At 56.8% G+C, this 24,085-nt stretch carries 19 protein-coding genes; 8 read left to right on the top strand and 11 right to left on the bottom strand.

Annotated elements, in window-relative coordinates:
• The first annotated feature begins 1 nt into the window (after window position 1).
• Genes PGY33_RS04480 through PGY33_RS04470 form a run of 3 tightly spaced genes read left to right on the top strand, consistent with a single transcriptional unit; the run spans window position 2 to window position 3,635 of the window.
• The gene (locus tag PGY33_RS04480) at window positions 2-229 is read left to right on the top strand and encodes an acyl carrier protein (RefSeq protein ID WP_110435814.1); all 228 of its coding nucleotides are present in this window, start codon (window positions 2-4) and stop codon (window positions 227-229) included.
• The gene (locus PGY33_RS04475; RefSeq protein ID WP_270477552.1) at window positions 229-1,770 is read left to right on the top strand and encodes an MBOAT family O-acyltransferase; all 1,542 of its coding nucleotides are present in this window, start codon (window positions 229-231) and stop codon (window positions 1,768-1,770) included. The genes PGY33_RS04480 and PGY33_RS04475 overlap by 1 nt, the downstream gene beginning before the upstream one ends.
• 11 nt (window positions 1,771-1,781) lie before the next feature.
• Window positions 1,782-3,635, top strand: coding sequence for a polysaccharide deacetylase family protein (locus PGY33_RS04470; protein WP_270477549.1), 1,854 nt, complete (start codon window positions 1,782-1,784; stop codon window positions 3,633-3,635).
• A gap of 303 nt (window positions 3,636-3,938) precedes the next feature.
• Here the strand turns inward: PGY33_RS04470 and aguB are convergent, their stop codons facing one another.
• A complete protein-coding gene (gene aguB, locus PGY33_RS04465) occupies window positions 3,939-4,811 on the bottom strand; it encodes an N-carbamoylputrescine amidase (protein ID WP_117491513.1) in 873 nt (290 codons plus the stop codon).
• A gap of 183 nt (window positions 4,812-4,994) precedes the next feature.
• Window positions 4,995-7,265, bottom strand: coding sequence for a ribonuclease R (gene rnr, locus PGY33_RS04460; RefSeq protein WP_118481019.1), 2,271 nt, complete (start codon window positions 7,263-7,265; stop codon window positions 4,995-4,997).
• 214 nt (window positions 7,266-7,479) lie between these two features.
• On the opposite strand from rnr, the gene PGY33_RS04455 reads away from it, so the two are divergent.
• The 4 genes from PGY33_RS04455 to PGY33_RS04440 all read left to right on the top strand — a co-directional run bounded on the left by PGY33_RS04455 (window position 7,480) and on the right by PGY33_RS04440 (window position 10,787).
• The gene (locus tag PGY33_RS04455) at window positions 7,480-8,235 is read left to right on the top strand and encodes an SDR family NAD(P)-dependent oxidoreductase (protein ID WP_117751914.1); all 756 of its coding nucleotides are present in this window, start codon (window positions 7,480-7,482) and stop codon (window positions 8,233-8,235) included.
• Window positions 8,232-9,032, top strand: coding sequence for a tRNA lysidine(34) synthetase (locus PGY33_RS04450; protein WP_118481020.1), 801 nt, complete (start codon window positions 8,232-8,234; stop codon window positions 9,030-9,032). Before PGY33_RS04455 ends, PGY33_RS04450 begins: the two co-directional genes overlap by 4 nt.
• A 12-nt stretch (window positions 9,033-9,044) precedes the next feature.
• Window positions 9,045-10,538 carry an AAA family ATPase gene (locus PGY33_RS04445; RefSeq protein WP_270477544.1) on the top strand — a complete coding sequence of 498 codons (1,494 nt, stop codon included), beginning with the start codon at window positions 9,045-9,047 and terminating at the stop codon, window positions 10,536-10,538.
• Window positions 10,539-10,649: 111 nt separating this feature from the next.
• Entirely contained in the window at window positions 10,650-10,787 is a 138-nt protein-coding gene (locus tag PGY33_RS04440; protein WP_158578182.1) for a hypothetical protein, read from the top strand.
• Window positions 10,788-10,805: 18 nt separating this feature from the next.
• Here PGY33_RS04440 and PGY33_RS04435 read toward each other — a convergent pair whose 3' ends face one another.
• From PGY33_RS04435 to PGY33_RS04410, 6 genes are all read right to left on the bottom strand, one after another.
• Complete coding sequence (locus PGY33_RS04435; protein WP_118481023.1) at window positions 10,806-12,239, bottom strand: hypothetical protein; 1,434 nt, start codon at window positions 12,237-12,239, stop codon at window positions 10,806-10,808.
• A 1-nt stretch (window position 12,240) separates the two neighbouring features.
• Window positions 12,241-13,059 carry a sensor histidine kinase gene (locus PGY33_RS04430; protein ID WP_118481024.1) on the bottom strand — a complete coding sequence of 273 codons (819 nt, stop codon included), beginning with the start codon at window positions 13,057-13,059 and terminating at the stop codon, window positions 12,241-12,243.
• Window positions 13,060-13,068: 9 nt separating this feature from the next.
• On the bottom strand, window positions 13,069-14,652 hold the full coding sequence (locus PGY33_RS04425; RefSeq protein WP_118481025.1) for a response regulator transcription factor: 1,584 nt from the start codon (window positions 14,650-14,652) through the stop codon (window positions 13,069-13,071).
• Window positions 14,653-14,789: 137 nt separating this feature from the next.
• Entirely contained in the window at window positions 14,790-15,755 is a 966-nt protein-coding gene (locus PGY33_RS04420; RefSeq protein WP_118481026.1) for a sugar ABC transporter substrate-binding protein, read from the bottom strand.
• A gap of 92 nt (window positions 15,756-15,847) precedes the next feature.
• Complete coding sequence (locus PGY33_RS04415) at window positions 15,848-16,792, bottom strand: ABC transporter permease (protein ID WP_118360888.1); 945 nt, start codon at window positions 16,790-16,792, stop codon at window positions 15,848-15,850.
• 15 nt (window positions 16,793-16,807) lie between these two features.
• A complete protein-coding gene (locus PGY33_RS04410; protein WP_118481027.1) occupies window positions 16,808-18,301 on the bottom strand; it encodes a sugar ABC transporter ATP-binding protein in 1,494 nt (497 codons plus the stop codon).
• 433 nt (window positions 18,302-18,734) lie between these two features.
• Here PGY33_RS04410 and PGY33_RS04405 point away from each other — a divergent pair, with 433 nt between their 5' ends.
• The gene (locus tag PGY33_RS04405) at window positions 18,735-19,469 is read left to right on the top strand and encodes a hypothetical protein (RefSeq protein ID WP_118481028.1); all 735 of its coding nucleotides are present in this window, start codon (window positions 18,735-18,737) and stop codon (window positions 19,467-19,469) included.
• A 124-nt stretch (window positions 19,470-19,593) separates the two neighbouring features.
• Here the strand turns inward: PGY33_RS04405 and PGY33_RS04400 are convergent, their stop codons facing one another.
• Genes PGY33_RS04400 through PGY33_RS04390 form a run of 3 tightly spaced genes read right to left on the bottom strand, consistent with a single transcriptional unit; the run spans window position 19,594 to window position 23,905 of the window.
• On the bottom strand, window positions 19,594-21,510 hold the full coding sequence (locus tag PGY33_RS04400; protein ID WP_118481029.1) for a sensor histidine kinase: 1,917 nt from the start codon (window positions 21,508-21,510) through the stop codon (window positions 19,594-19,596).
• Entirely contained in the window at window positions 21,507-23,186 is a 1,680-nt protein-coding gene (locus PGY33_RS04395; RefSeq protein ID WP_270477538.1) for a hypothetical protein, read from the bottom strand. The genes PGY33_RS04400 and PGY33_RS04395 overlap by 4 nt, the downstream gene beginning before the upstream one ends.
• Window positions 23,183-23,905: a LytR/AlgR family response regulator transcription factor gene (locus PGY33_RS04390; RefSeq protein ID WP_270477537.1), complete on the bottom strand. Its 723-nt coding sequence runs from the start codon at window positions 23,903-23,905 to the stop codon at window positions 23,183-23,185. Before PGY33_RS04390 ends, PGY33_RS04395 begins: the two co-directional genes overlap by 4 nt.
• Window positions 23,906-24,085: the final 180 nt, after the last annotated feature.

The raw sequence follows: 24,085 nt of genomic DNA, 5'->3' as shown, positions 1-24,085 counted from the left end.
CATGAGAGAAAAAATTATCGAAATTCTGAATGAGATCTGCCCGGGCAACGACTTTGAGAACGAAACTGCCATCATCGATGACGGCATCATCGATTCCCTCGACATCGTAGCCGTTATTTCCGAGCTGATGGAGGAGTTTGACGTTCAGCTGGGTGTCAACGACCTGACGCCTGAGAACTTCAACTCGGTTGACGCCATCGTTGAACTGATCGAGAACGCGCAGGACTAATGGCTTTTACTTCCGCTTCGTTTATCGTACTCACCATCGTGAGCGTGCTGCTCTACTACATCGTGCCGAAAAAGGCACAGTGGTGCATCCTGCTGCTGGCGAGTGCGGCGTTTTACATGGCCGGCTCGGTCAAGGCGTTTGCGTGGGTGGTTCTGGTGTCCGGAATGACCTGGGTAACCGGACTCATTCTCGGACGCTATAACGCCATCAAGCCTGCCGACAAGGCGCAAAAGGCCCAAATACAGCACAAAAAGAAGCAGATCGCGATAATTTGCGCGGTCTGCTGTTTTGGCTTGCTCTACGCGATGAAATACTGGAATTTTACGCTCGAGCTGCTGCCGTCCGCGCTCGGCAATCACATTCCCCGATGGGATTTTGTCGTGCCGCTCGGTCTGTCGTTTTTCATTTTCCAGTCCATGAGCTACGTTATTGACGTGTACCGCGGCAAATATGCGCCCGAGCGCAATCCGCTGCGCTACGGTCTGTTCGTATCGTTCTTCCCGCAGATGGTGCAGGGACCGATCAGCCGTTTCGATCAGCTGGCGCCACAGCTTACCGCAGAGCGCAAGCTGTGCTGGGACGACCTGCAGATCGGCATTCAGCTGGCGCTCTGGGGTTACTTCAAAAAAATCGTCATCGCCGACCGCGCAGCTGTTCTGGTAAACAACGTCATCATGGAGAACTGTCCGTACGGCGGTGCTGTCATTGCGCTCGGCATTCTGTTCTACTGCATTCAGCTGTACTGCGATTTTTCCGGCGGCATCGACATCACACGCGGCGTCGCGCGCATGTTCGGCATTGATATGACCGTCAACTTCCGCCGACCGCTGTTTTCCACCTCGCTCACCGACTACTGGCGCCGCTGGCACATCACGCTCGGTGCGTGGATGCGCGACTATGTGTTCTATCCTCTGGCGTTTTCCAAGCCGTTCGGCAAGCTAGGCAAGTGGGCGCGCAAGCATTTCAAGGGCATGATGGGCAAGATCTGTGCCACCTCGACCGCAACGTTTATCGTGTATTTGATCATCGGCATCTGGCACGGCGCCAACTTCCGCTTCATTGCGTTCGGCCTGTGGAACGGTATCCTCATTACCGCTTCCCTGCTGATGGAACGCCGCTTCCTTTCGTGGAAGGAAAAGCTGCACATCAACGACAAATCGACCGGCTGGCGTATTTTTATGACCGTCCGCACGTTCGGACTGGTGTTTATCGGCCGTTATTTCACCCGCGCACCGCGTCTCAAGACTGTATTCACGCTGCTCGGAACGACCGTGCTGCACCCGCATTTCAGTGAGTTTACGTCGGTTGTGCCGACGCTTGGACTGGGTATTTCCGACTTTATCATCATTTTTGTCGGCATTCTCATCGTCCACGGCGTGGAGTTCTTTGAGGAACGCGGCACGGATGTGCAGACGTGGCTCAACGAGCGCCCGGCGCTCATGCAGCTGACCGTGCTGACCGTTTCGCTCGTGGTCCTGCTGCTGTTCGGCATTTTCCGTGCCGGATACATCTCGTCCGAGTTCATCTACAAGCAATTTTAAGGAGGCAGAGCATGAACGCAAAAAAATGGGTGCTTTCTCTGCCCGTTATCGTGCTGATCCTGGCCGCACTGCTGGCCGGATTCAACTACGTCACCGACCCGTTCGGCGCGTTCGGCGACCGGTTTATGCAGTGGTTTTCGTATGACGAGACCAACAACCCGCGTGCGGCGAAAATCTCCTATCTTGAGCAGCACCATGACGAGTACGACTCGTATTTCCTCGGCTGCTCGTCCACCAGCTCGCTGCCGACCGAATCGTTTAACGAGATGCTGAACGCGAAGTTCTACAACCTCATCATGTACGGTGCGGATATGAAGGACTGCGAAAAGATCGCAAACTACCTGATTGACAACTACACGGTCAAAAATCTGGTGCTGAATGTGTATCTGGACAACGGACTGACCTACGATGATGAGTCCAACAAGCTGACCCACAGCCTGCACTACAAAACCGACCCGGATATGTCCGCGCTGTCGTATTACTCACGGTTTCTGTTTGCGGACCCGCGGTATGGCTATCAGAAGCTGGTGAACAAGAAGAAAGACACGCTCATGCCGCAGTCGTTCGACGTATTCGACGAGCAGACCGGCGCGTATGACAAGCGCGTGCGTGATGTGGAGCCGATCGGCTCTACTGCGGATTATCTGAACACCTATCCGGTATTCACCGATTATCCCAACCACGAGCCGCTGCACCTGTACAAGACCGAAGCCTGCATGCAGTCGATGGCTGCAATCCGCAAGGTTTGCGAGGAAAACGGCGTTAATCTCATTGTGCTGACCGCTCCGGTGTACACCGACTATTACAAGAACTTTTACGACGAGGATATCACGAATTTCTACGAATCTCTTGCCAAAGTGACCGATTACTGGGATTTTTCGTCCTCGTCTGTCAGCAGCGAGCCGCGCTTCTTCTACGATAGCACGCACTTCCGCAACAACATCGGCGAGATGATGGCAGCCCGCATTGCCGAGAAGGAGTATCCCGACTTTACGCTTGCTATCACCGCAATTCCGTCGGATTTCGGCACTTATGTAACGGCTGACACGCCGCATGACTATTTCACGCAGCGTCCTGCACCGCGCACGGACGACGACACCGCCGTTCAGGTTCCGGTGCTGACGTGGCACCAGCTGACCGAGGAGGTGAGCGGCTCAGCTACCATTTCGCCGGAGACATTCCGCAAGCAGATTCAGGCGCTTTCCGATGCCGGCTGCAACACGATTTCGCTTGAGCAGCTGCGCGATTACGTCTACAACGGTACACCGCTGCCCGAAAAGCCGATTGTTCTCACGTTTGATGACGGCTATCTGAGCAACTACGCGGACGCATTCCCTGTTCTCAAGGAATACAACATGAAGGCGACCATTTTCGCCATCGGCGTTTCCATCGGCAAGGACACCTACAAGGATACCGACCACGCCATGACACCGCACTTCGGCGCGGCTGAGATGCAGGAAATGGTGGATTCCGGCCTGATTTCCATCCAGAGTCACACCTATGACATGCACCAGTGGCCGCCGTTCGAGGACGGAAACGACCGTGTTCGGGAAACACTCGCGCAGCTGCCCGGCGAAAGCGATGAGGACTACGAAGCCGCTGTCAGGGCTGATATCCAGCAGAGCCAGCAGGCCATCGAGCCAATCACCGGCGAGAAGGTCAACGCGCTGTCCTATCCGGAAGGCGCGTACGGCACACTGACGATGGATGCGCTGCGCAGCCAGGGCATCGAGCTGACGTTCACCACCCAGCCGGGCGTGAATGCGGTCGTACAGGGTTTGCCGCAGACGCTGTACAGCATGCACCGCATTACCATGACCGAGGATACGGATATGGAGGACTTTCTGGCAGAATTGGAGCAATAATCCTTTATACAGCAAAAGAAAACCCGATTGCGTACACGCAATCGGGTTTTCCAGTCTGTCAAAAAAGTATTATTTTAATTTTTACGCTTCGTGCGGCAGCACGCATAAAATAGAATTTGCGAAGCAAATTCATAAAAACCGGGGGCGTGTACCTCGGTTTTTATACTTTAAGAGGGAGAAAGTTTCCGAATGGGAACTTTCGAACGTCCGTGTTTTGCAAAGTCAAAACACAGATTGTCGGAAAAACGATAGTTTTTCGACAGTCTCACCCGATTGCGTACACGCAATCGGGTTTTCTTTTGCTTATTCTGCGCCGTAGCCGCGCATTGCACCATACATTTCCGGTCTCCGGTCGCGGTAGACACCCCACGAACGGCGCATCTCACGGATTTCATCCAAATCGAACGTATGCGTCAGCACGCCTGCGTTTTCGCGGTCAGCCTGCTCGACAAGCGCGCCGGTCTCATCCGCGATAAAGGACGAGCCGTAAAACGTCAGCGAGGACGACTGGTGCTGGTTATCCTCAGTCGGCTTTACGGTCTCGGTGCCGATGCGGTTTGCAGCGATCAGCGGCATAATATTCGCCGCCGCGTGACCCTGCATGCAGCGCCGCCAGTGCGGCATGGAATCGCAGTCGAGAATCGGCTCGGAGCCGATAGCCGTCGGGTAGAACAGCAGCTCGGCGCCCTGCAGCGCCATGCAGCGCGCGGACTCCGGGAACCACTGGTCCCAGCAGATACCGACGCCGATTTTCGCATAAGCCGTATCCCAGACCTTGAATCCGGTATTTCCGGGCGTAAAATAGAACTTTTCCTGATAAAAATGGTCATCCGGAATGTGGGTCTTGCGGTACTGACCCATGATCGTGCCGTCCGCGTCAATGACAGCCACCGTGTTGAACGTGGTCTCACCGACCCGCTCGTAGTAGCTGACCGGAATGACGACCTTGAAATCACGGGCAATGGTCTGCATCTCGCGGACCGCCGGATTTTCCTCGAGCGTTGTCGCTAAATGGTAATTTTCATAGCTTTTTTCCTGGCAGAAATACCAGTTTTCAAACAGTTCGGGCAGCAAAATGATCTGCGCACCCTGAGATGCCGCTTCGCGAACCTTCTCGCAGGCTTCTTCCAGACCATAGGTCATCTGAATCGCAGCAACGGTTACTTTATTGGACATAAAAGATTCTCTCCTTTATAGCGGCAACACCACACAATTAAAGCTGCGGTGCTTTGCGGAAATTTTGTGCTCTGCTGTCGTTGCGATTTCACGGTAATACACAAAGTATTACCGCAAAACCGCGCCTAAGCAGAACGCAAAATTTGCTCGCAAATCACTCTTGTTCAATTATGCGGTATTGCCTTATCTTCTCTTGCGCGTGGGCGGCTTTTTGCCCTTGCCGGGCTTGCCGCCGCGTCCCTTGCCGCTGTGACGGCGGCGCTCCGCGCGATTGCCTCTCGGAGCACGGTCGGTATCCTCACGGCGCGGACGATCCAGCTTTTCCGAAACCGGAAGCGAGCCGTCTGCCGGTGCAAAGTCGATCTGACCGGTGGTGTCGCTTGCAGCAAGCAGCTTGACACGCATCGGCGTGCCGATCGTAAACCGCTTGCCGGTGTGGCGGCCGACCATCGCCATGTGCTCCTCGTCATACTGGTAGAAGTCGCCGGTCATCAGCTCTGCACGAATCAGACCCTCACAGCCGTTTTCCAGCGCAACGAACACGCCGAACGACTGTACGCCGGAAACCTCCGCGTCAAATTCCTCACCGATAAACTGCTGCATGTAGGACGCGATATACAGCTTGTCGATGTCGCGTTCGCAGTTGTCGGCAGCCTGTTCGCGGTTTGTGGACTGGTCTGCGGCTTCCTCGCACATCGTTTCGTCTGCCGCGGTAAATTCTTCGCCGAGAAGCGCCTTCTGTAGCATGCGGTGCGCCACCAGATCGGGATAACGGCGGATTGGCGAGGTAAAGTGCAGGTAGAACTTCGCCTTCAGACCGTAATGGCCAATACACTCATCCGCGTAGCGGGCACGCGCCAGCGAGCGCAGCAGAAGCGTCGGCAGCACGCGCTGCTTCGGGTCGTTCTTTGCGCCGCGCAGCACGGTCTGGAACTGCGCCGTATCCTCCGGCTTGGACGGGTCGATGCGGTAGCCGAACGGACGCGCAAACGACGCAAACACGCGCAGCTTGTCCGGATCGGGATTCTCGTGCACACGGTAGACGGTCGGCAGCTCGCGCTTGCACATATACTCGGCAACCGCTTCGTTGGCCTGCAGCATGAATTCCTCGATCAGCTTTTCACTCTCGCCGCGCTCACGGAACCGGATTTCAACCGGCTTGCCGTTCTCGTCCACGCGGATTTCCGCCTCCGGAATGTCCAGCTCGAGTGCGCCGCGCTCAATGCGGCGCTTGTACAGCGCGTGCGCCAGATTGTTCATCGTCTCGGCAGTCTCGACCAGAAAGGCGTATTCCTCGCGCAGCCCCTTGTCCCCCGCGAGGATTTTGTTGACCTTGTTGTAGGTCATGCGGGCCTTGGAGCAGATGACCGACTTGGCAAATTTCGCGCCATACCGGCGGCCGTCCTTATCGACCTCCATCAGCGCGGAGAACGCCAGACGGTCCACCTTCGGGTTGAGCGAGCAGATGCCGTTGGACAGCGCGAACGGCAGCATCGGCACAACGTGTCCCGGGAAATAAACCGACGTGCCGCGGCGGAACGCCTCGGCGTCAAGCGGCGAATCCGGCGTGACGTAATGGCTCACATCCGCGATGTGTACGCCGAGCAGATAGTGTCCGTTTTCCAGCTTTTCGAGCGAAACCGCGTCGTCAAAGTCCTTCGCGTCATCGCCGTCGATGGTAAAGATCAGCTTGTCACGCAGGTCAAGCCGCTTGCCGGCGGTGCCCATATCGACCTCCTGCGGAATGGCGAGCGCCTGCTCGAGCACCTCGTTCGGGAATACATCGTACACACCGTTTTCGTGCAGAACAGCCGCGATAGCGGCCTCCATTGTACCGCTTTCGCCCAAATCCACGCGAACAACGCCCTGCGGCATAAACTGCTCATCGCCGTAGTGCGAGATTGAAACAGCCACGCAGTCACCGACGGCGGCTTCGCCGAGGTCATGCTTGTCCACCGCGATCTCCGGATACTTTTTCGAGGTCGGCTGCACGAAAAATGCCTTGCCGCGCTGCACGAGTTCGCCGGTCAGCTCCTTGCCGGCGCGTCCCAGCACGCGAATAACGGTTGCTTCCTTGCGGCCGCGGTTGTTCTTGCGCTCACTCACCTTGACGAGCACGCGGTCGCCGTGCCACGCACCGCCGGACGCATTCGGCGGGATGAACAGATCATCCGGCTTGGCTTCGCCCTCCGGATAATCCGGCGCAACAAACGCGAATGCCCGCTCGGTAGCCAGATAGGTTCCGGCCGCACAGCCGTAGTGCGCGGAGACCGCAAAGCGGTTTTTCTTATTTTTCATCACCCTGCCGTCCGCAATGAGCGCATCCAGCGCGTTTTTGAGATTGTTTTTGCCTGCATTCGGCAGCTCGCGCCGGATGTCCTCAATGCGGCATGGGTGCACCAGGATTTCCAACAGTCTGGATTCCAATTCGGTGTCTGCTTCTTTATTTTTCATGTTCGCCCCTCCAATCTTCGGCTTCTGGCGAAAAAATCAATGCACTATTTCATTGTTATTATACCATTCTCAAATCTTATTGAAAAGCAAAAACCAAGTAAACCCATCACCATCCGCAAATTTGTACAGAATGTGACGAACAACATGAATTGACGCGGACAAGTCCGCATGGTACTATATAATAAGTTATCACAGTGATTTGGAGGGAATTTGCATGAAAGCACTCATCACGGGTGCGTCCTCTGGACTGGGACGCGAAATGGCGCGCCTGCTGGCGGCACGCGGCTACGAGCTGATCCTGTGCGCCCGCAGAGAGGAACGCCTGCGCGAACTGGCGGCAGAGCTGCCGGTACCGTGCCGCGTCATCGCGGCGGACGTGTCGGACGAACAGGAATGCCGCCTGCTGTACGAGGCGGTACAGAGTGAGGAGCTGGAGGTCGTGATCAACAACGCGGGGTTCGGTCTGTTCGGCGAGTTTGTCACCGCCGATCTGGATGAGGAGCTGCGCATGATCGACACCAACGTGCGTGCCGTGCACATTCTCACCAAGCTGGCTGTGCGGGATTTTGTGCAGCGCGGACGCGGCTACATTCTCAACGTATCATCCTCGGCGGGATTTTTGCCGGGACCGCTGATGGCGACCTATTACGCCACAAAAAACTATGTTCTGCGCCTGACCGAAGCCTTGCGCGAGGAGCTGCGCCGCGCCGGCTCTCCGGTGCGTGTGTGCGCCCTCTGTCCGGGACCGGTGGACACCGAGTTCAACAAAGTCGCAGGCGTGCGGTTTTCGCTCTCCGGTCTGTCGGCAGAGCGTGTGGCGCGCGAAGCTGTTGACGGCCTGTTTGCAGGCAAGGCGGTTGTCGTTCCGGGTGCAGCCATGAAGGCCATGACACTGGCGCGGCATTTCGCGCCGGACAGCATTCTTGCCCGTATCACCTATCATTTTCAGCATAAGAAGGGCGCAAAATGACTGCAAAAGAGATAAAAAGAACGCTGCAAAGCGAATTTGTGCGTACATTGCGCAAGCCGTTCGTGGACGCGGTAAAAGCATATGGACTGGTAAAACCGAGCGATAAGGTTGCGGTCTGCATCTCGGGCGGCAAGGATTCTATGCTGCTGGCACTGCTGCTGCAGGATTTGCAGCACACGGTGGATTTTGACCTCGTGTTCCTTGCAATGGACCCGGGCTATGCGCCGGAGGGCCGCAGGCACCTCGAGGAAAACGCAAAACGACTGGACATCCCGCTCGAAATTTTCGACACCGACGTACTGCGCGTGGCAGGGATACACTCTGCCGAGCACCCCTGCTTTCTGTGCGCAAAGATGCGCCGCGGCTATCTGTACACCGAAGCACGCAAGCGCGGCTGCAATAAAATCGCGCTCGGTCATCACTATGATGATGCCATCGGCACCGTGCTGATGGGACTGATCTACGGCGGTCAGGTGCAGGCCATGCTGCCGCGCGTCAAGGCCAAGAATTACGAGGGCATGGAGCTGATCCGTCCGCTGTATTTCACGCGCGAGCAGAGTGTCCTCGACTGGGCGGAATATTGCGGTCTGACCTTCCTGCCGTGCGACTGTCCGGCGAAAAAGCTGGAAAGCGACACCAAGCGCGCGGAAATCAAGCAGCTGATCGCGTCTCTCGCGGCAAACAACCCGCAGATTGAGGCGAATATCTTCAACGCGGTCAAGAACGTCGATACCGCCAAGCTGCTCGGCTGGCGCGATGCGAACGGTAAACATAATTTTCTGGATCAATTTGACTAACGAGGCGCAGTTATGAACATCAAACGAGCAAAAAACGAAATCAAAAATGCGCTCAAGGCGTATCTCACGACCGATGAATTCGGCGCGTATCGCATTCCGCCGATTCGGCAGCGACCAATCCTGCTGATGGGTCCTCCGGGCATCGGCAAAACGCAGATCATGCAGCAGATCGCCGAGGAGACCGGCGTCGGTCTTGTCTCCTACACGCTGACGCACCACACGCGCCAGTCCGCGCTCGGTCTGCCGTTCATCGATAAGGTGGTGCTCGGCGGCGAGGAACGCACGGTCACCGCCTACACGATGAGCGAGATTATCGCTTCGGTGTACCGCGAAATGGAACGTACAGGCGTAAAAGAAGGCATTCTGTTCCTCGATGAGATCAACTGCATTTCCGAGACGCTCACGCCGATGATGCTGCAGTTTCTGCAGTGCAAGACCTTCGGCAACCAGCAGCTGCCTGCCGGATGGGTGGTCGTAGCGGCCGGAAATCCGCCGGAATACAACAAATCCGTGCGGGAATTTGACGTGGTAACACTCGACCGCGTCAAAAAAATCGACATCGAAGAGGATTTCGGCGTGTGGAAGGAGTACGCGTACCGACGCGGCATCCACGGCGCGATTCTGTCCTATCTCGAGATCCGGCGCGAGCATTTCTACCGCGTGGAGACCACCGCCGATGGCTTGCAGTTCGTCACCGCACGCGGCTGGGAGGATTTGTCCGAGCTGATGCAGGTGTACGAGTCGCTGGGTATTCCGGTTGATCGTCAGGTTGTGGAGCAGTATTTGCAGCTGCCGCAGGTGGCAAGTGATTTTGCTAATTATCTGCAGCTTTATGACAAATACAAGCAGGTTTACCGCGTGGATGAGCTGCTTTCCGGCACCTGGGAGCCGGTTCGCGCTTCCGAACTGCGGGACGCGCCGTTTGACGAAAAGCTGGGCGTACTCGGTCTGCTGCTGAGCCGGCTGGCGGACGGTGCCCGTGACGCATACCGTCTGGATGCGCTGACCGACGCACTTCATGCCGACCTGCTCGCCATCCGAGAAGGCGAAAAAGCCATCGCTTCCCTGCCGGATGAAAAGCGTACCGCGCTTGCAGACAAGCGAAACGGCGGCTCGTCCGACAAGGACGCGCTCTATGTCGCCTCCCGTGAGGTGGAGCGTCTGGATGCCTACCGGCAGGCGCTCACACTCGAAAAAGTACCCGATGAGCAGCAGTTTGACCGTCTGAAGACGCTTTTCTCCGCCGATGTGGACGCACGCGCGGCCGCCGCAGACAAGACCGACACCGAACTTGCGAACGCCTTTGCCTTCCTCGATGCCGCCATTCCGGACTCGCAGGAGCTGGTGCTGTTCGCTACCGAACTGACCGCGAACTGGTTTACCTCGTGGTTTATCCAGAACTTCGGGTGCGATGCGTATTTCGCGCATAACAAGCGCCTGCTGTTCGATGATACGCAGAAACAGCTTCTGCAGGATATTGAATCCGCAAGAAACGAAGAATCATGAACAATTTATCCGGAAACCCGGTTGCGCATTAGACTGCAGCCGGGTTTCCGGCATATGTAGAGGGTGTTTCATCTGCGGTTTTCCACCGTCAAGAACGGGTTTGACCTCTCTATGGTTGCCATCAGCGCTGGATTGTGCCTGTTCCATCACTGCCCGTTTTACGGCATCGGTGTCGGCACAGTGCTCTCCGCACTGCTGCTCGGACGGGTCATCAAGCTTTTTGAGCTGCTCCCGCTGTCCGGCGCATAAAAACGCCGCCTGCACACATCATTCCTTGATGTAACGCAGACGGCGCAGAAACTCTTCGTTGTCGGTTTTTTCGCAGATAGCGTCAATGCCGGAGGAGATGATCCAGACCGCCATGCCGCGCCGCGCGCACAGCACCAGCATATCAATGATCATCTTGTGATGCGCCGATTCCTGTCCCGCGAACGGGAAAAAGCAGATCAGCAGCTTGGGATTGAGCAGATACCACCGATAATACGAAAACCGCAGACGATCGGGCAGTGACCATGCGCTGAGCGGACGCAGCAGCATTTCGCGCGGGAACCAGCGAGTCGCCTCCTCCAGAATACTGGAGACGAGCTTTTTGCGGATCAGCCGCTTGTCTGCCTTAGGAATCAGACAGGTGCACAGATTGTCGAGCGCGGTCATGTTGTCAAACAGCACGCCGCCCGGTCGGTCGGGCTGCTCAATCTGGATGCCGATCTCAGTGCCGATGATACGGTTCAGCTCGCTGTGGTCGTAAATTCTGCCGTCCAGCCGGAAAATGCCGTTCTGCCAGCCCTGATTCCCCAGAAAGCAGTCGTGCAGACGGCGTCCGGTGCTGTAATTCTCATCGTGCAGAAAGGCGATCTCGCCGGCGCATACCTCGAAGGACAGCGGCGGCAGTGGCGGCAGGGACAGTTCAAATACGGAAAGCACCGTCTTGCCCTTTGCGGGCGCTGTGCGCTCCATCCATGCCGGACGGCTGGCACGCTCCCAACCGAGCAGCTCAAACAGGCACGGCCCGTATTCCTCGGGATACAGCCGGAAAAAGGTGCGGCGCTCCTTAATCACATCAATGCGGCCGGCATAGCGGAACATGAACATCTCATCCATATCGAAAAGGAGCACCGCCATGCCATGCCCGAGCAGAAGCTGTACGCACTGCATCAGCCGGTCCTGATCCTGCCGGCGCAGTGCCTCTGTCATCCGATCGAGGACGAGCAGCCGACAGCCGGTGAACCATGCGCGGAACACCGAAAGCCGGTAATAATCCAGCACCGAAAGGTCGGCAAGGCGCGTCTCCCACGAATGCTCCAGCCCAAGCTGCCGCAGCATATCGGTCGCGGCAAGCGATTTCAGCCGTGCCGCACTGCGGTTCTTCTGCCGGTACGAGGTCGTTCTGCCAAGCGCCAGCACAAAATCGCGCATGGTCAGCTCCCTGCCCGCAAAGCGGGATTTGTCCACCAGCATGGTGTTCTGCCGGATCCAGTGCTCGATCACTGCGGCGCCTGTCTTGCTGCCGCAGCAGAAGGCGCGTCCGTCCGTCAGTGCAAGGCGTCCCTTGAAAAGATCCAGATATGCAGTACCGGAGGTCAAATACTCATCCACATATACGCCGATGCACTCGCCACAGGAAACCGAGATATCAAACCGGTATTCGCCGGTATCGCTGCGGAATACACCATGCTCAATGCGTATCAGTTCTTCCTTCATGTCACTCCTCCTGCAGCAGCAGCGGCAGTGTAACGCAGCATTCGGTACCGATTCCCTTCGCGCTGAATATCCGCAGACCGTAATTTTCTCCGAACATCAGCCGTATACGGCTGTTGACATTGCGCAGCGCAATGCCGCCGCGTTTGCGGCTGACGGCGTTCGCGCTTCCATGGGCAAACTCCTCGTTCAGCTGCTCCACCTGCTCCTCGGAAATACCGATTCCGTCGTCCTTGACGCGCAGAAACAGCGTGTTTTCGCTGTTTTCCACCGAAATATGTACGGTTCCCTGCCCTATCTTGCCCTCCAGACCATGCACGACGGCGTTTTCCACCAGCGGCTGCAGGATCAGCTTGGGCATACGCGCCTCAAGCAAGTCCTCGTTTTCCATTTCCAGTTCCATATCCAGCTTGTCACCGAAGCGGCAGCGCTGGATGGTGAAATAGTTCTCGGCGTTGTCCAACTCGTCCGAAAAGGTGACATATTCCTGCACATTGGAGATGGTGTAGCGAAAAAAAGTCGCCAGTGCCTCGGTCGTCTCCGCGATGTCCTCGCAATCCGCCAAGAGCGCATCCGAACGGATCGCCTCAAGCGCATTGTACAGAAAATGCGGATTGATCTGGTTTTGCAGCGCCAGATACTCCGCCTGCTTCTGCCGCAGGCGGGTGATCTCCTCGCCGTGCAGACGATCCTCGATCTCGTGGAAAAAGGCAAAAATATCGCGGCAGCGGCTCCAATCCTCGTGCAGCACCGCGTCCAGATTGCCGTCCCGCCGATAGCGGCGCAGCGCCCGGCGCAGCTTCCATTGTGTTTTCAGCCACATGCCCTTCACCTACCTGTACAGCTTTTTATAGTCCGACGGACTGATTCCGGTGGTTTTCTTGAACAGGCGGGAAAAATATTTCAGGTCACGGTAGCCAACCTGTTCGGCAACGTCCTGCACCGAGCATTCATCGCCGCACAGCAATTCCTTCGCCTTATTCATGCGCAGCTCGGTCAGATAATCCATGAAATTCTGTCCGGTCTCCTTTTTGAACATGGCGGAAAAGTAGGTCGCGTTGAAGCCGACCGCATTGCTGACGTCCTCGAGCCGCAGAGATTCCTGATAATGCTGCTGGATAAAGTGCTTTGCGTCCGTAATGGGACGCGCTTCGCGCTGAGAGCGCTCCCGGCGCAGGCGGTTCAGCTCACCGCTGACGCCGTCCTGCAGCAGCCGAAGCAGCTCCTGTGCGTTGGTACACTGCCACAGTCCGTCCTCCATGCGCTGATAGAACTGCTCATCGGCGCTGCCGTCCTGCTGCAAGCCGTAGCGCACCGCAGTTAGTATCTGCCGGACCCAGTCCTCCAGCATTTGTCCCCAGAGCGGCTGCATAGACATAACTGCGCGGTAGCTGTCCTCCAGCTCCTCGGCGTACTGCTCGGTGTTCAGACATGCGGCAGCCTCCTGAAAGCGGCGCTTCTGCGCGCCGTCCAGCGTATAATGCAGGGAAAAATCCGGTGTTTCGGCTTCGGCGTCCCGCCAGTTCGGTGTGTGGCACAAACCGTCGATGCACAGCCAAAGCGCCTCCTTCAGCGAAACGGACAGCTTTTCTGCGGTGCTCTGCCGACTGCCAAGGCAGACGGCGGCGCGAATGCCCCAGAACAGGTCGCGCTGCTTTTCGATCTCCTTGCGTATCTTGGTGAAGCACCGCTTGACCTCGACCGGCTGATACTCCGGCGTATACACGGCCGCCACGATACCCTCGCGGCGTGCCGATGCCACAAAGCCGCAGTCCATCTGTCCCAGCTCCTGCCGGACGATCTCGAGCGCGTGCTTCTGCATGGCACGGAAGCCGTCCTGATTTTCTGCCGCAGACGGAATATTTGGCTTGATAACAGCCGCAAAGTAGCTGCCGCCTTCGGGCAGACCGCGCTCCAGATCAAACGAGCGCACGGTGCTCGAGGTGCGTACACCGCCGCGCACCTCAGTCATCAGGGTGTCGATGATGCGCTCCTGCTCACGCTCGCTGCTCTTTTTCAAGCGGTACTCTATCGCTGCTTCCTCGCCCATCTTCTCCTTGAGGCTGATCAGCAGATCGACCATTTCCTCCTGCTTGAGCGGCTTAAGCAGATAGCCTTCTACGCCGTATTTGAGCGCATTCTGCGCATATTCAAACTGGCGGTAGCCGCTGACGATGATAAAATGCAGTCCCGGCTGAATCTGCTTTGCCTGCCGAATGAGGTCAATGCCGTCACAGCCGGGCATGCGGATATCGGTCACCAGCAAGTGCGGCTTCTTTTCGCGCACTTGATCGAGTGCGCTTATACCGTCGCTCGCCATGCCGACAATCTCAAAGCCAAGACCTTCCCAGTCAATCAGCTTGCGCATCAGCAGCAGGACCTTTTTTTCATCATCTGCCAGTACGACCCTTAACATACATATTCCCCTTTGAAGGTAATTTTAGGAAAATGAATTTCGCTTGTTGATAAGAAAAAGGGAAAACGTATCCGTTTTCCCTTTTTCTTATTCATAATAACACTGTTTGCAAGGATTTGCAAAGTGTTTCCGAGAGATTACTCGTAATCGCCTACGTTGCTGGAGTCGATCCAGGTGTTGTCGGTTACGATCTCGGTGGTGTCGAGGGTTTCACCCTTGAGCAGCTTAACAGCAGCCTCGATGCCGTTTGCAGCCATAGCGCCGCCGTTCTGAGAAACGGTACCGGTGATGCGGCCGTCCTGAATAGCCTCAAAGCCGTCCGGCGTGCCGTCAACGCCTGTGATAACGATGCCGGAGTTTGCACCTGCTGCGTTGCCGGCGCCTACTGCCATGCCGTCGTTCTCACAAACGATAGCATCCAGATCGTAAGCGGACAGCCAGCTCTCAACAGTGGACTGTGCGCTTGCGGTATCCCACTGGCAGTCAGCCGGAGCAACGACCTGCTTGATCTCGGGGTAGTTCTTCAGAATGTTCTCGTAGCCTTCCATACGCTGCAGACCGCCTGCGTCGCCGGACGGGCCGGTCAGGATAGCGATGTTGCCCTTGCCGCCGAGGAGCTTTGCAACCTGCTCCATCTCGGTTTCGCCAGCCTTTACGTTGTTGCCGTAGGAAACAGCGGAGATGCCATTGTCCTGCCAATCGGTGCAGGCAGAGATGATGTTGATCATAACAACACCGGCATCAGCTGCAGACTTTGCAGCATCCGCGAGGCCGTCCGGATCAACAGGCTCGAACAGAATGGCGTCATAGCCCTCGGATACGCACTGCTCAATCTGGCTGATCTGGGTAGCAGCGTCCTGATCAGCGCTCAGGATGGTCAGGTCAACGCCCAGCTCGTCAGCCTTGGCCTCAGCAGCCTCGGATACGGCAATCTGGAATGCGTTGGTCTGGTGCTGCTGGATGAGGGCGATCTTGTAGGAATCGCTGCCGGAATCAGCACCGGAATCGGTTCCTGCATCAGAACCGGTGGAAGTACCGCCGCAGGCAGCCAGACTCAGAGTCATGGCACCGGTAAGCAGCATAGCGAGAAGTCTCTTTTTCATTTTCTTTTTCCTCCTTAGAGAAGTTGTGGTTATGATAGGAGGAGAGAGGAGCGTTCGCACGCTCCTGCGGTCCTCACAGTCAACAATGGAAATCAGTTTTTCTTGGTCTTGCCCTTTACGTCGATCAGAACGGCTACCACGATGATAACGCCCTTGACGATCTTCTGCCAGTGGGACGATACGCCCATAATATCCAGACCGTTTGCGATAACGGTGATCAGCAGACAGCCGATGACAACGCCCCACGGCTTGCCTACGCCGCCGGTCATGGATACGCCGCCGACTACGCACGCGGTGATGGCGTCCATCTCGTAGCTCTCGGCTGCGGTCGGCTGGCCGATGGTAACGCGTGAGGTCATCAGGAAGCCGCACAGACCAGCCAGCAGGCCTGCAATAGCAAATGTGGAGATGCGGATCGCGGTGGTGTTGATGCCGGAAACGCGGGCTGCCTGCAGATTGCCGCCGCAAGCGTAAACACGTCGTCCGTAAACCGTTTTAGATAAAACAAATGCACAGATGATGATAACGATTACAAGAAAGATGGACAGCATCGGAATGCCTGCGATAGAAGATGCAGCGACCGCCTTGTAGCCCTTGCTGATGCCGGTGATCGGCTTGCCGTTGGAGGTCAGCAGCGCCAGACCACGCACAGCCGTCATCGAGCCGAGTGTCATAATAAACGGGGGCAAATCGCCGATGGCAACGCCGATGCCGTTTACCATGCCGACTGCCAGACCGGCCAGCATCGCAACGACCAGCGGCACGATCAGCGGCAGGTCACCCTTGCCGAGCAGCGCTGCCAGAATGCCGGTGAATGCTACGGTAGAGCCGACCGACATATCAAATCCGCCCGCAATAATGACGAACATCATGCCGAACGCCAGAATGCCGTTGATGGAAGCCTGCTTGAGGATGTTGACGAGGTTGTTCGGGCTGATGAAGCTGGGCTTCAGAATGGTCAGCGCAACGACCAGTACGATAAAGATCAGGAAGATGAAGTATTCACTGATCAGTCCTTTAAGATTTTTCTGTTTCATGTTGTTCCCCTTCCTTTATACTTCAAGCGCGGATGCCAGCGTCATGATGCGTTCCTGCGAGAACTCGTTGCGCTTCACCTCGCCGGAGAGATTGCCTTCGCACATTACCATGATGCGGTCGCAGACGCCCATCAGTTCGGGGATCTCGGACGAAATCATGATAACCGCCTTGCCCTGCTGCACCAGCTTGCCGAGCAGCAGGTAAATATCGCGCTTAGCGCCGACGTCAATGCCTCGGGTCGGCTCATCGAGAATGATGACGTCCGGATCGTTCAGCAGCCACTTGGCGATAACGATCTTCTGCTGGTTGCCGCCGGACAGGTTGCCCGCGATCTGGTCGCCGGAAGGAGTTTTGATATTCAGCTTTTTGATGTACTCCATGGAAGCGGCGCGTGCCTTGCCCTTGTTATAAAGACCATGGCTGAGCAGCTTCTTGATCGCTACCATGGCGATATTGTCGTTTACCGAACCGCTGAGGTTCAAACCGGTGACCTTACGGTCCTCGGTAATGAGGGCCACGCCCTCCTTGATGATATCCTTCGGAGAGTGGACCTTGATCTTTTTGCCCTTGACAAAAATCTCACCCTGCGACAGCTCGTGCATACCGAAGATGCCTTCTACCAGTTCGCTTCGGCCTGCGCCTACCAGACCGCCGATGCCGAGAATCTCGCCGCGGCGAACCGAAAGGCTGACGTCCTTTACCTTGTTGTCGGCGCGAACGATGTTCTTTGCCTCAAAGATCACATCGCCGATCTCCGCATCCAGCTTGGGGAATACATCGGTGATTTCGCGGCCGACCATCATCTTGATGAGCTGGGACTCGTCCAAATCCTTAGTATCGCCCGAGCCGATGTACTGACCATCGCGGTAAACGCTGACGCGGTCGCAGATGGAGAAGATCTCGTCCATACGGTGCGAAATGTAGATAATCGCAACGCCCTTTGCCGTCAGGCTGCGGATATGCTCGAACAGCAGCTCGACCTCACGATCGGTGATAGCGGCGGTCGGCTCGTCCATGACAATGACCTTGGCGTTGATGGAAATTGCCTTGATGATCTCGATCAGTTGGCACTGTGCAACGGTGAGGTTGCGCAGCTTTTCCTTCGGGGAAACGTGCAGACCGCACTCCTTGATGAGTTTTTCCGCTTCTGCGATCTCTGCCTTTGCATCGACCAGACCGTTTTTGCGGAGCTCGCGTCCGACGAAGATATTTTCATACACGGACATATCCAGAATCGGGTTCAGCTCCTGATGGATCATGGCAACACCATGGTCCATGGCTTCCTTCGGGTTAGAAACGTGATACGGCTGACCGTTGAAGATGATCTCGCCGCCCTCGTCCTTGGTGTAAATGCCCATCAGAATTTTCATCAGGGTGGATTTACCGGCACCGTTCTCGCCCATCAGCGCGTGAACCTCGCCCGGCTTCACTTGAAGCTGCACATGATCAAGCGCCTTTACGCCCGGGAAAGACTTGCTGATATCTTTCATTTCCAGTACATACTCCATGCTGCTCTTCCCTCCTCATGTGTCATTTCTTTGTGATAATTTTATCAAAGCCGCCGAAATTAGAAAACACACAATCTTCACATTAGGGGTGATAATTTTTAGTTTTTTTTACAAATACGGCACTTTGCTTAAAACACTGTATTTCAAATTGTGCAGATTGACAATATCTTTTGTGTACACCGATTCAAATGTACGCAGAGCAGCAGGTCCCTGCACAGTGCATTTCCTGTGCAGAGACCTTGGGAAACACCGCACAATTAAAGCGCTCTTGTTCAATTATAGTGAAGATTTCCATCGGAGTGAGAAACCGCTCATCTGAGCAGAGCTTATACATCACGGCAGTGTGGAGAGCCATATGCGGATAACCTGTTTTCACCGTTTCGATGCAGAAACAGTGAACCCAACGGCAAAATGAAAAGATGAGGTGCCGCTTATGCGCAGCAGAGATACAGAAAAGACGATAAGAGAGCTTCAGCAGTTCCTGCGCGAGCATGAGGACGAAATCACTGATGAGGACAGTATGCATCGTCTGGCGATAACCTTTATGTCGCAGCACAACAGCCGGCTGCAGCCGAAACAGACCGAGCCGGAAGACGCATCCGATTATCTGGAGCTGGCGGAGGCGGCGAGCTCTAAGAAGAAACGGCTGGAATACCTGCACAAAGCGGTCGAAGTCGAGCCGGAAAATATTGACGTGCAGTTGGAGCTGCTGCTTGCGGAGCACGAAAAGCAGCCGAACGAACAGCTGCCCGGGTTGCAGTGCTTGATGGAACAGGCAGAGAAGCAGTTGGACGAAGATGGCATTTTCGAGGAATTTCAAGGCGAGTTCTGGCGAGCTTATGAGGAAACGCAGATGCTGCTTCCGCTGGCCATTCTGTACTACAAGCAGAACCAGTTCGACAAGGCGAAAGACTATTTGAACCGCCTTGCTAAAGTAAACCGAGACACAAAGAAGTTCATGCGTCTGGAGGCGAAGCACGATGGGTACAGCCTGCGTATGGAACAGGGAATGTACGGCTATCGGCCGGGCACCATTGAAGAACTGGTAGACGCGTATTTGAACTCGACCTATCTGTTCAATGCAACGCCGTATTTCAGCCAGTGGGCATATCAATATCTGCGCACGCAGACTGCCTCGAAGAAGAAAAAGCCGAAAAACGAGGAGTAAGTCCGAGAGCCGCAGCGAATAACGAAGATGACAAGAACCCGATACGGTGTAAAGCACGGTATCGGGTTCTTGTTCTGTTTCACAAATAGGACATGGGGCTACGTCCAAGCAGGTATTTTCCTCGTTATTCTTCTTCATCCGCACGTTCCGGCAGGATGAGCACCACGCGGAATATGCTTTCCCGCGGCTCGAACTCCACCGTTCCGCCAAGACGGCGAGTCAGCTCGCGCACCGAGGCGGTTCCGATTCCGCTGCCCGCATGCTTGCGCGAAAGGAACGCACTGCCGCGCCGGTTCACCTCGCCGTCATAGCTGTTTTCGAGCACCACATACAGCCGCCGAAACTGCTGCTTCATGTGCAGGCAGATGGACTTTTCCGTGCTTTCGGGCAGTCTCCAGCACGCCTCCAGCGCATTTTCCAGCAGATTCCCCAGTATGGTGCAGAACTGCACGCTGAACGCAGCAGTATCCTCGGACAGCTCGGCGCGAACCGACACCCGAATTCCTGTGCGCCGCGCAGAGCTGACATAATAGTACAGCATCGCATCCACCGCCGGATCGTGGCAGTAGCTTTCCGGTCGGGTCGCTTCGGACAGCGCAGTAATGCGGCTGATATACGTAAGCTGCGCCTCCGGATCGCCCGCCATACCCGCAATCGTGCGCAGATGCTGTCGGAAATCGTGCCGCTGGCGGCGGCTTTCCTCAATCTTCTCCGAAATCTGCGCAAAATGCGCCTTCTGCATGGCAAGCTGCCGCGCCATCTGCCGCTGCTCCTCCGTAAAGGTCAGGCTGCGTCGGTAGCCCTGTGCGATATCCTGCCAGAACACCGCGCCCAGCACGCACACCAGCAGCAGGCAGCCCCATTCATAAAACCATTTGCCGAGAATCGGCTCGTAGGCAGGCAGCAGGCAGTCCCACAAAAACAGCGTGCCGTAGAAAATATCCGCGCAGAACAGCGCTCCGGCGTGCCATTCCCGTCGGCGCGCCGCATAGAGAGCCGAGCCGAGCAGATAGACTGTCACCGCCAGCCGAAACAGCACCGTCAAATCGGAAAATGCGCGGATATTCCATTCGGACAGGTGCGCGGCACACGCACCGCACAGCAGCGCCGCACCACATATGCCGGCACAGACCAGCACCGCCGCCTTGCGCACGGCATTCGGCAGCGCACAAATACGTCCATGCAGCAGAACGATCAGCAGCGTGGTCAGGTAGCCGCTGACCAGCTCGATGGCGTACCAAGGCTGCACCGGCAGCGCCTTCAGCGCATGAACGACCGGACCGGACAGCAGCACTGCCGCGCTCAGACTCAGCAGCAGAAACAGCCGTGAATTGGGCGGGCACCGCATGGAGCCGAGACACAGCCACAGCGCAAAGGACGCAAACAGCAGCATAAGTGTCAGCATAGCGGCGGAGATGCACACGCGCACCGCACGCTGGGTATTCACGCCCAGCGCTGTACCGAACGCCGGCGGATAGGTCATACCGCTGTATATCCAGCTTTCATCTCGCACCGCCAGCAGCAGGCGCACCGTGCCGCTGCCCTCAAAGCTGACCGCACGGTTTTGCAGCCGCGAGCGGTACTGCTCGTCGTTCGTCTCGCCCGCGGAGAGCACCAGTTCGTCATCAATATAAAACCGGTAAGCGGAAAAGATCTCGGGCAGCTCGATCAAATACTGCCGCGGCGTTTCGGGCAGCAGCAGCGTCAGCATATAGGTGCCGCAGCCATGCGGCGTCCGTTCCGTGCTGCCGAAAGCAAAATTGCTGTATGCGCCAATCTGCACGGAACGAACGGTGCTTTTATCGCGGTTTTCGCAGGTTTTCGGGGAAAGCAGCACATCGGGATAGAAATTCCAGCCGTTCCACAGGCTGCGCACCGGATACGCCGCCAAATCGTCCTCAGAAACGAACAGCGTTCCGGCGATTGCCTGCGGCGCAGACTGCGTATATTTGTTGTCATAGTGGTACAACAGCAGGCAGAACGCAGATGCCGCCGTAAATACCAGCAAAGCCGTCAGCAAACGGCGAAAGAACCGGCTCACAGGTGTTTCCTCCACCACAACAGACCGAAAACTGCCGCCAGCACGGCCGCGCCTGCAGCTGCAAACGGCAGCTTCTGTTCCGGTTCGGCAGGTGCTTCTGCCTCATCGGTCGTCAGCGTCATACCGTCCGGCAGGTCGATCTTCTCTCCGTTCAGCCGCAGTTCCACCTGTGCTCTGCCCTCTGCCGATCGAGTGAGCGTAACCGCAAGAGTATCCGCATCGGTCAGCTCCAGCGCCCGCAGCGTATCGACCGGAAGCGAAAAGGCAATACCGTTTTTATTCAGCGTCAACGGCTCGTCCAGCTCGATCAGCGCCAGCAGGCGCGTACCGGAAAGCACCGCACCGTCTGCGGTGTCCTGCTCAAGGACAGTCGCGGCCGGCTCCGCCGCAACTGGCTGCTTGACTTCGCCGGACGGCGCGCCAGCGGGCTGCCGCTGCACCGGCTGTCGGCTCTCGGTCTGACCGCGCAGCACCGGCGGCGTCGGTATCGTTGCCTCGTCCTCAAGCCTTGACGGCGCAACAATGAAAGGAACGGTGGGGACTGCCGTTTCCGGCTTCTCCGGTGCTGCGGGCGTCTCCGATTCATCGTCTGCGGGCAGGTCAGGCTCGGGTGCTTGAGCGGCATCTTCGGACGGCGTTTCCGGCTCGCCTGCTGCCGGTTCGGAGGTACTCGGTCGATGGTGCGAGCCGCCCGAATGTGAGCCGCCGGGCGATGGCTGAATAATATCCGGCAGATAGGTATCCTCACCGCCGCCGTCGCGGCTGCCCGCACTGTAGCCGTGCTTGAGCGGAGCGACGTCGTATGTAAAGGTCAGAATGCCGGTCTGCCCTCCGGGATATTCCACCTGCAATGCACAGGTCGTTCCCGATGTCAGTCCGCAGGTCTGCGGATAGAGTTTCAGCGCGTCCGTCCCGACCGAAATCCCGCGCGTCAGCGCCTCCCATGTACCGTTTTCCCGCTTAAGCCATACCGTGAACCGGTCGCGCTGCGCCTTTTGCTCCTCGGTCAGCACCCACGGAAAAATCATCTGACCGCGTGCCGTGATAAACTCACCGATCTCCGGCTTTCCGGTCTGCTGTACGCTCACGCGACAGCGAATCATCGGCGCTTCCACGCCCTCGGCAAGCGAAAAGCACGCTCTGTCCTCCCCATCAACCAAAAGCAGCGGCGCCACAGCATCATACACGCCGGGCGTATTCCAATCGACCGCCGACAGCTCCCACGCTCCGGTGAAAAAGTCATAGGGTGTGCCATCCGCATCATAGCCGCACAAGCCGTCTCTCGCATCACGGAAAAAGGCGTGCAGCGCGTCCGCATCTCCGCAGGCAATCGCGGCTATGTCAACATTCACCTGTGTGTCGAAGCGCGTCAGCACGATGGTTTCCGGTTCCGGTTCGGGCGTGGGTTCGGACGGTTCGGGTTCCGGTTCGGGCTCGATCAAAAAGCCGCTGTCCATGTCGGGTTCTGTCGGTTGAATCGCGCCGTTTTCCTCATTTTCGTCCGATACTTCCGGCGTTTCCTCGATGGTTTCCGTATCGGCAGGCTGATTTTCCGCAACAGCAGGCGGCTGCTCCGCGCCGTGCTCCGGCAGGTCCGGCAGTTCGTACGCCAATGCCGCGCCGGTACACGCTGCCGCGCACAGCAGCGGCAAAATCAGCTTCGCATATGCTCTCATAATCCCCTCTCCATTTCCCGCAGGGCAAACGCCTGAAAGCTGCGCAGCACCTCGCTGCGGCAGCGCCGCGCAATCGGCAGACGAAGTCCGTTATCCATAATAAAATCACTGCCCTCCTGCGCGGCTACATGCCCGAGTTGGATTAAAATACCGCGCCCGATGCCGAGAAAACGGTTGTCCGTCTCCAGCGGCGCGGTCAGTTCGGCAAAGGTCGCTGCACTCTCAATACTGTACTCACACAGGCGCACCACGCCACGCCGTGCGATCGACTCGATGCACACAATCTCCCGCCGGGAAAGCATCTGCACGCCGCTTTTGGTGGGTACAGTCAAAAGATCGGACGGATCGGGCGCAGGAAAGCAGAAATCCAACGCCTGCCGCAGGCGCTCCTCGGCAAAGGGCTTAACCAAATAGTAGGTGGCGCGCACCGCATAGCTTTCCAACATAAATTCCTGGCTGGTGGTAAGGAAAATGATCCGGCAAGCCGGGTCGCGGTGATACAGCAGCCGCGCGACCTCCATGCCGCTGACCTCGCCCATGTAAATATCAATAAATGCGGCGTCATACCGTCTGGGCACGAACGCGGCGGTAAATTCCTCGCCGGAGGCAAACTCCTCGATGGTGAACGCAGCGCCGCGCGGTGCAAGCTCCCGCTCGAGCGCCTCCCGCAGAACCGCGCGGTCGGCGGACAGATCATCTATAATTGCGATACGCAGCATACAACGCCTCCTGAATAAACTATTCCATTTTTATTATAGCACAAAAACAACGCGGTCGAGCAACCGTTTGGTCGCTAAAAGCAGCCGTTCGGTAAAACCGCTTGCCGCGGGCGGGACAGCGTAGTTTACTATAATCAGCCATACTCGATACGGAGTCCGGCTTTTTATGGCAATCCCGCA

The organism is Butyricicoccus sp. AF18-9LB, assembly GCF_027684505.1.
GTDB classification, from domain to species: domain Bacteria; phylum Bacillota; class Clostridia; order Oscillospirales; family Butyricicoccaceae; genus Agathobaculum; species Agathobaculum butyriciproducens.
Note: the sequence above shows the minus strand (reverse complement) of the source record. Positions and strands in the feature narration are given on the sequence as shown.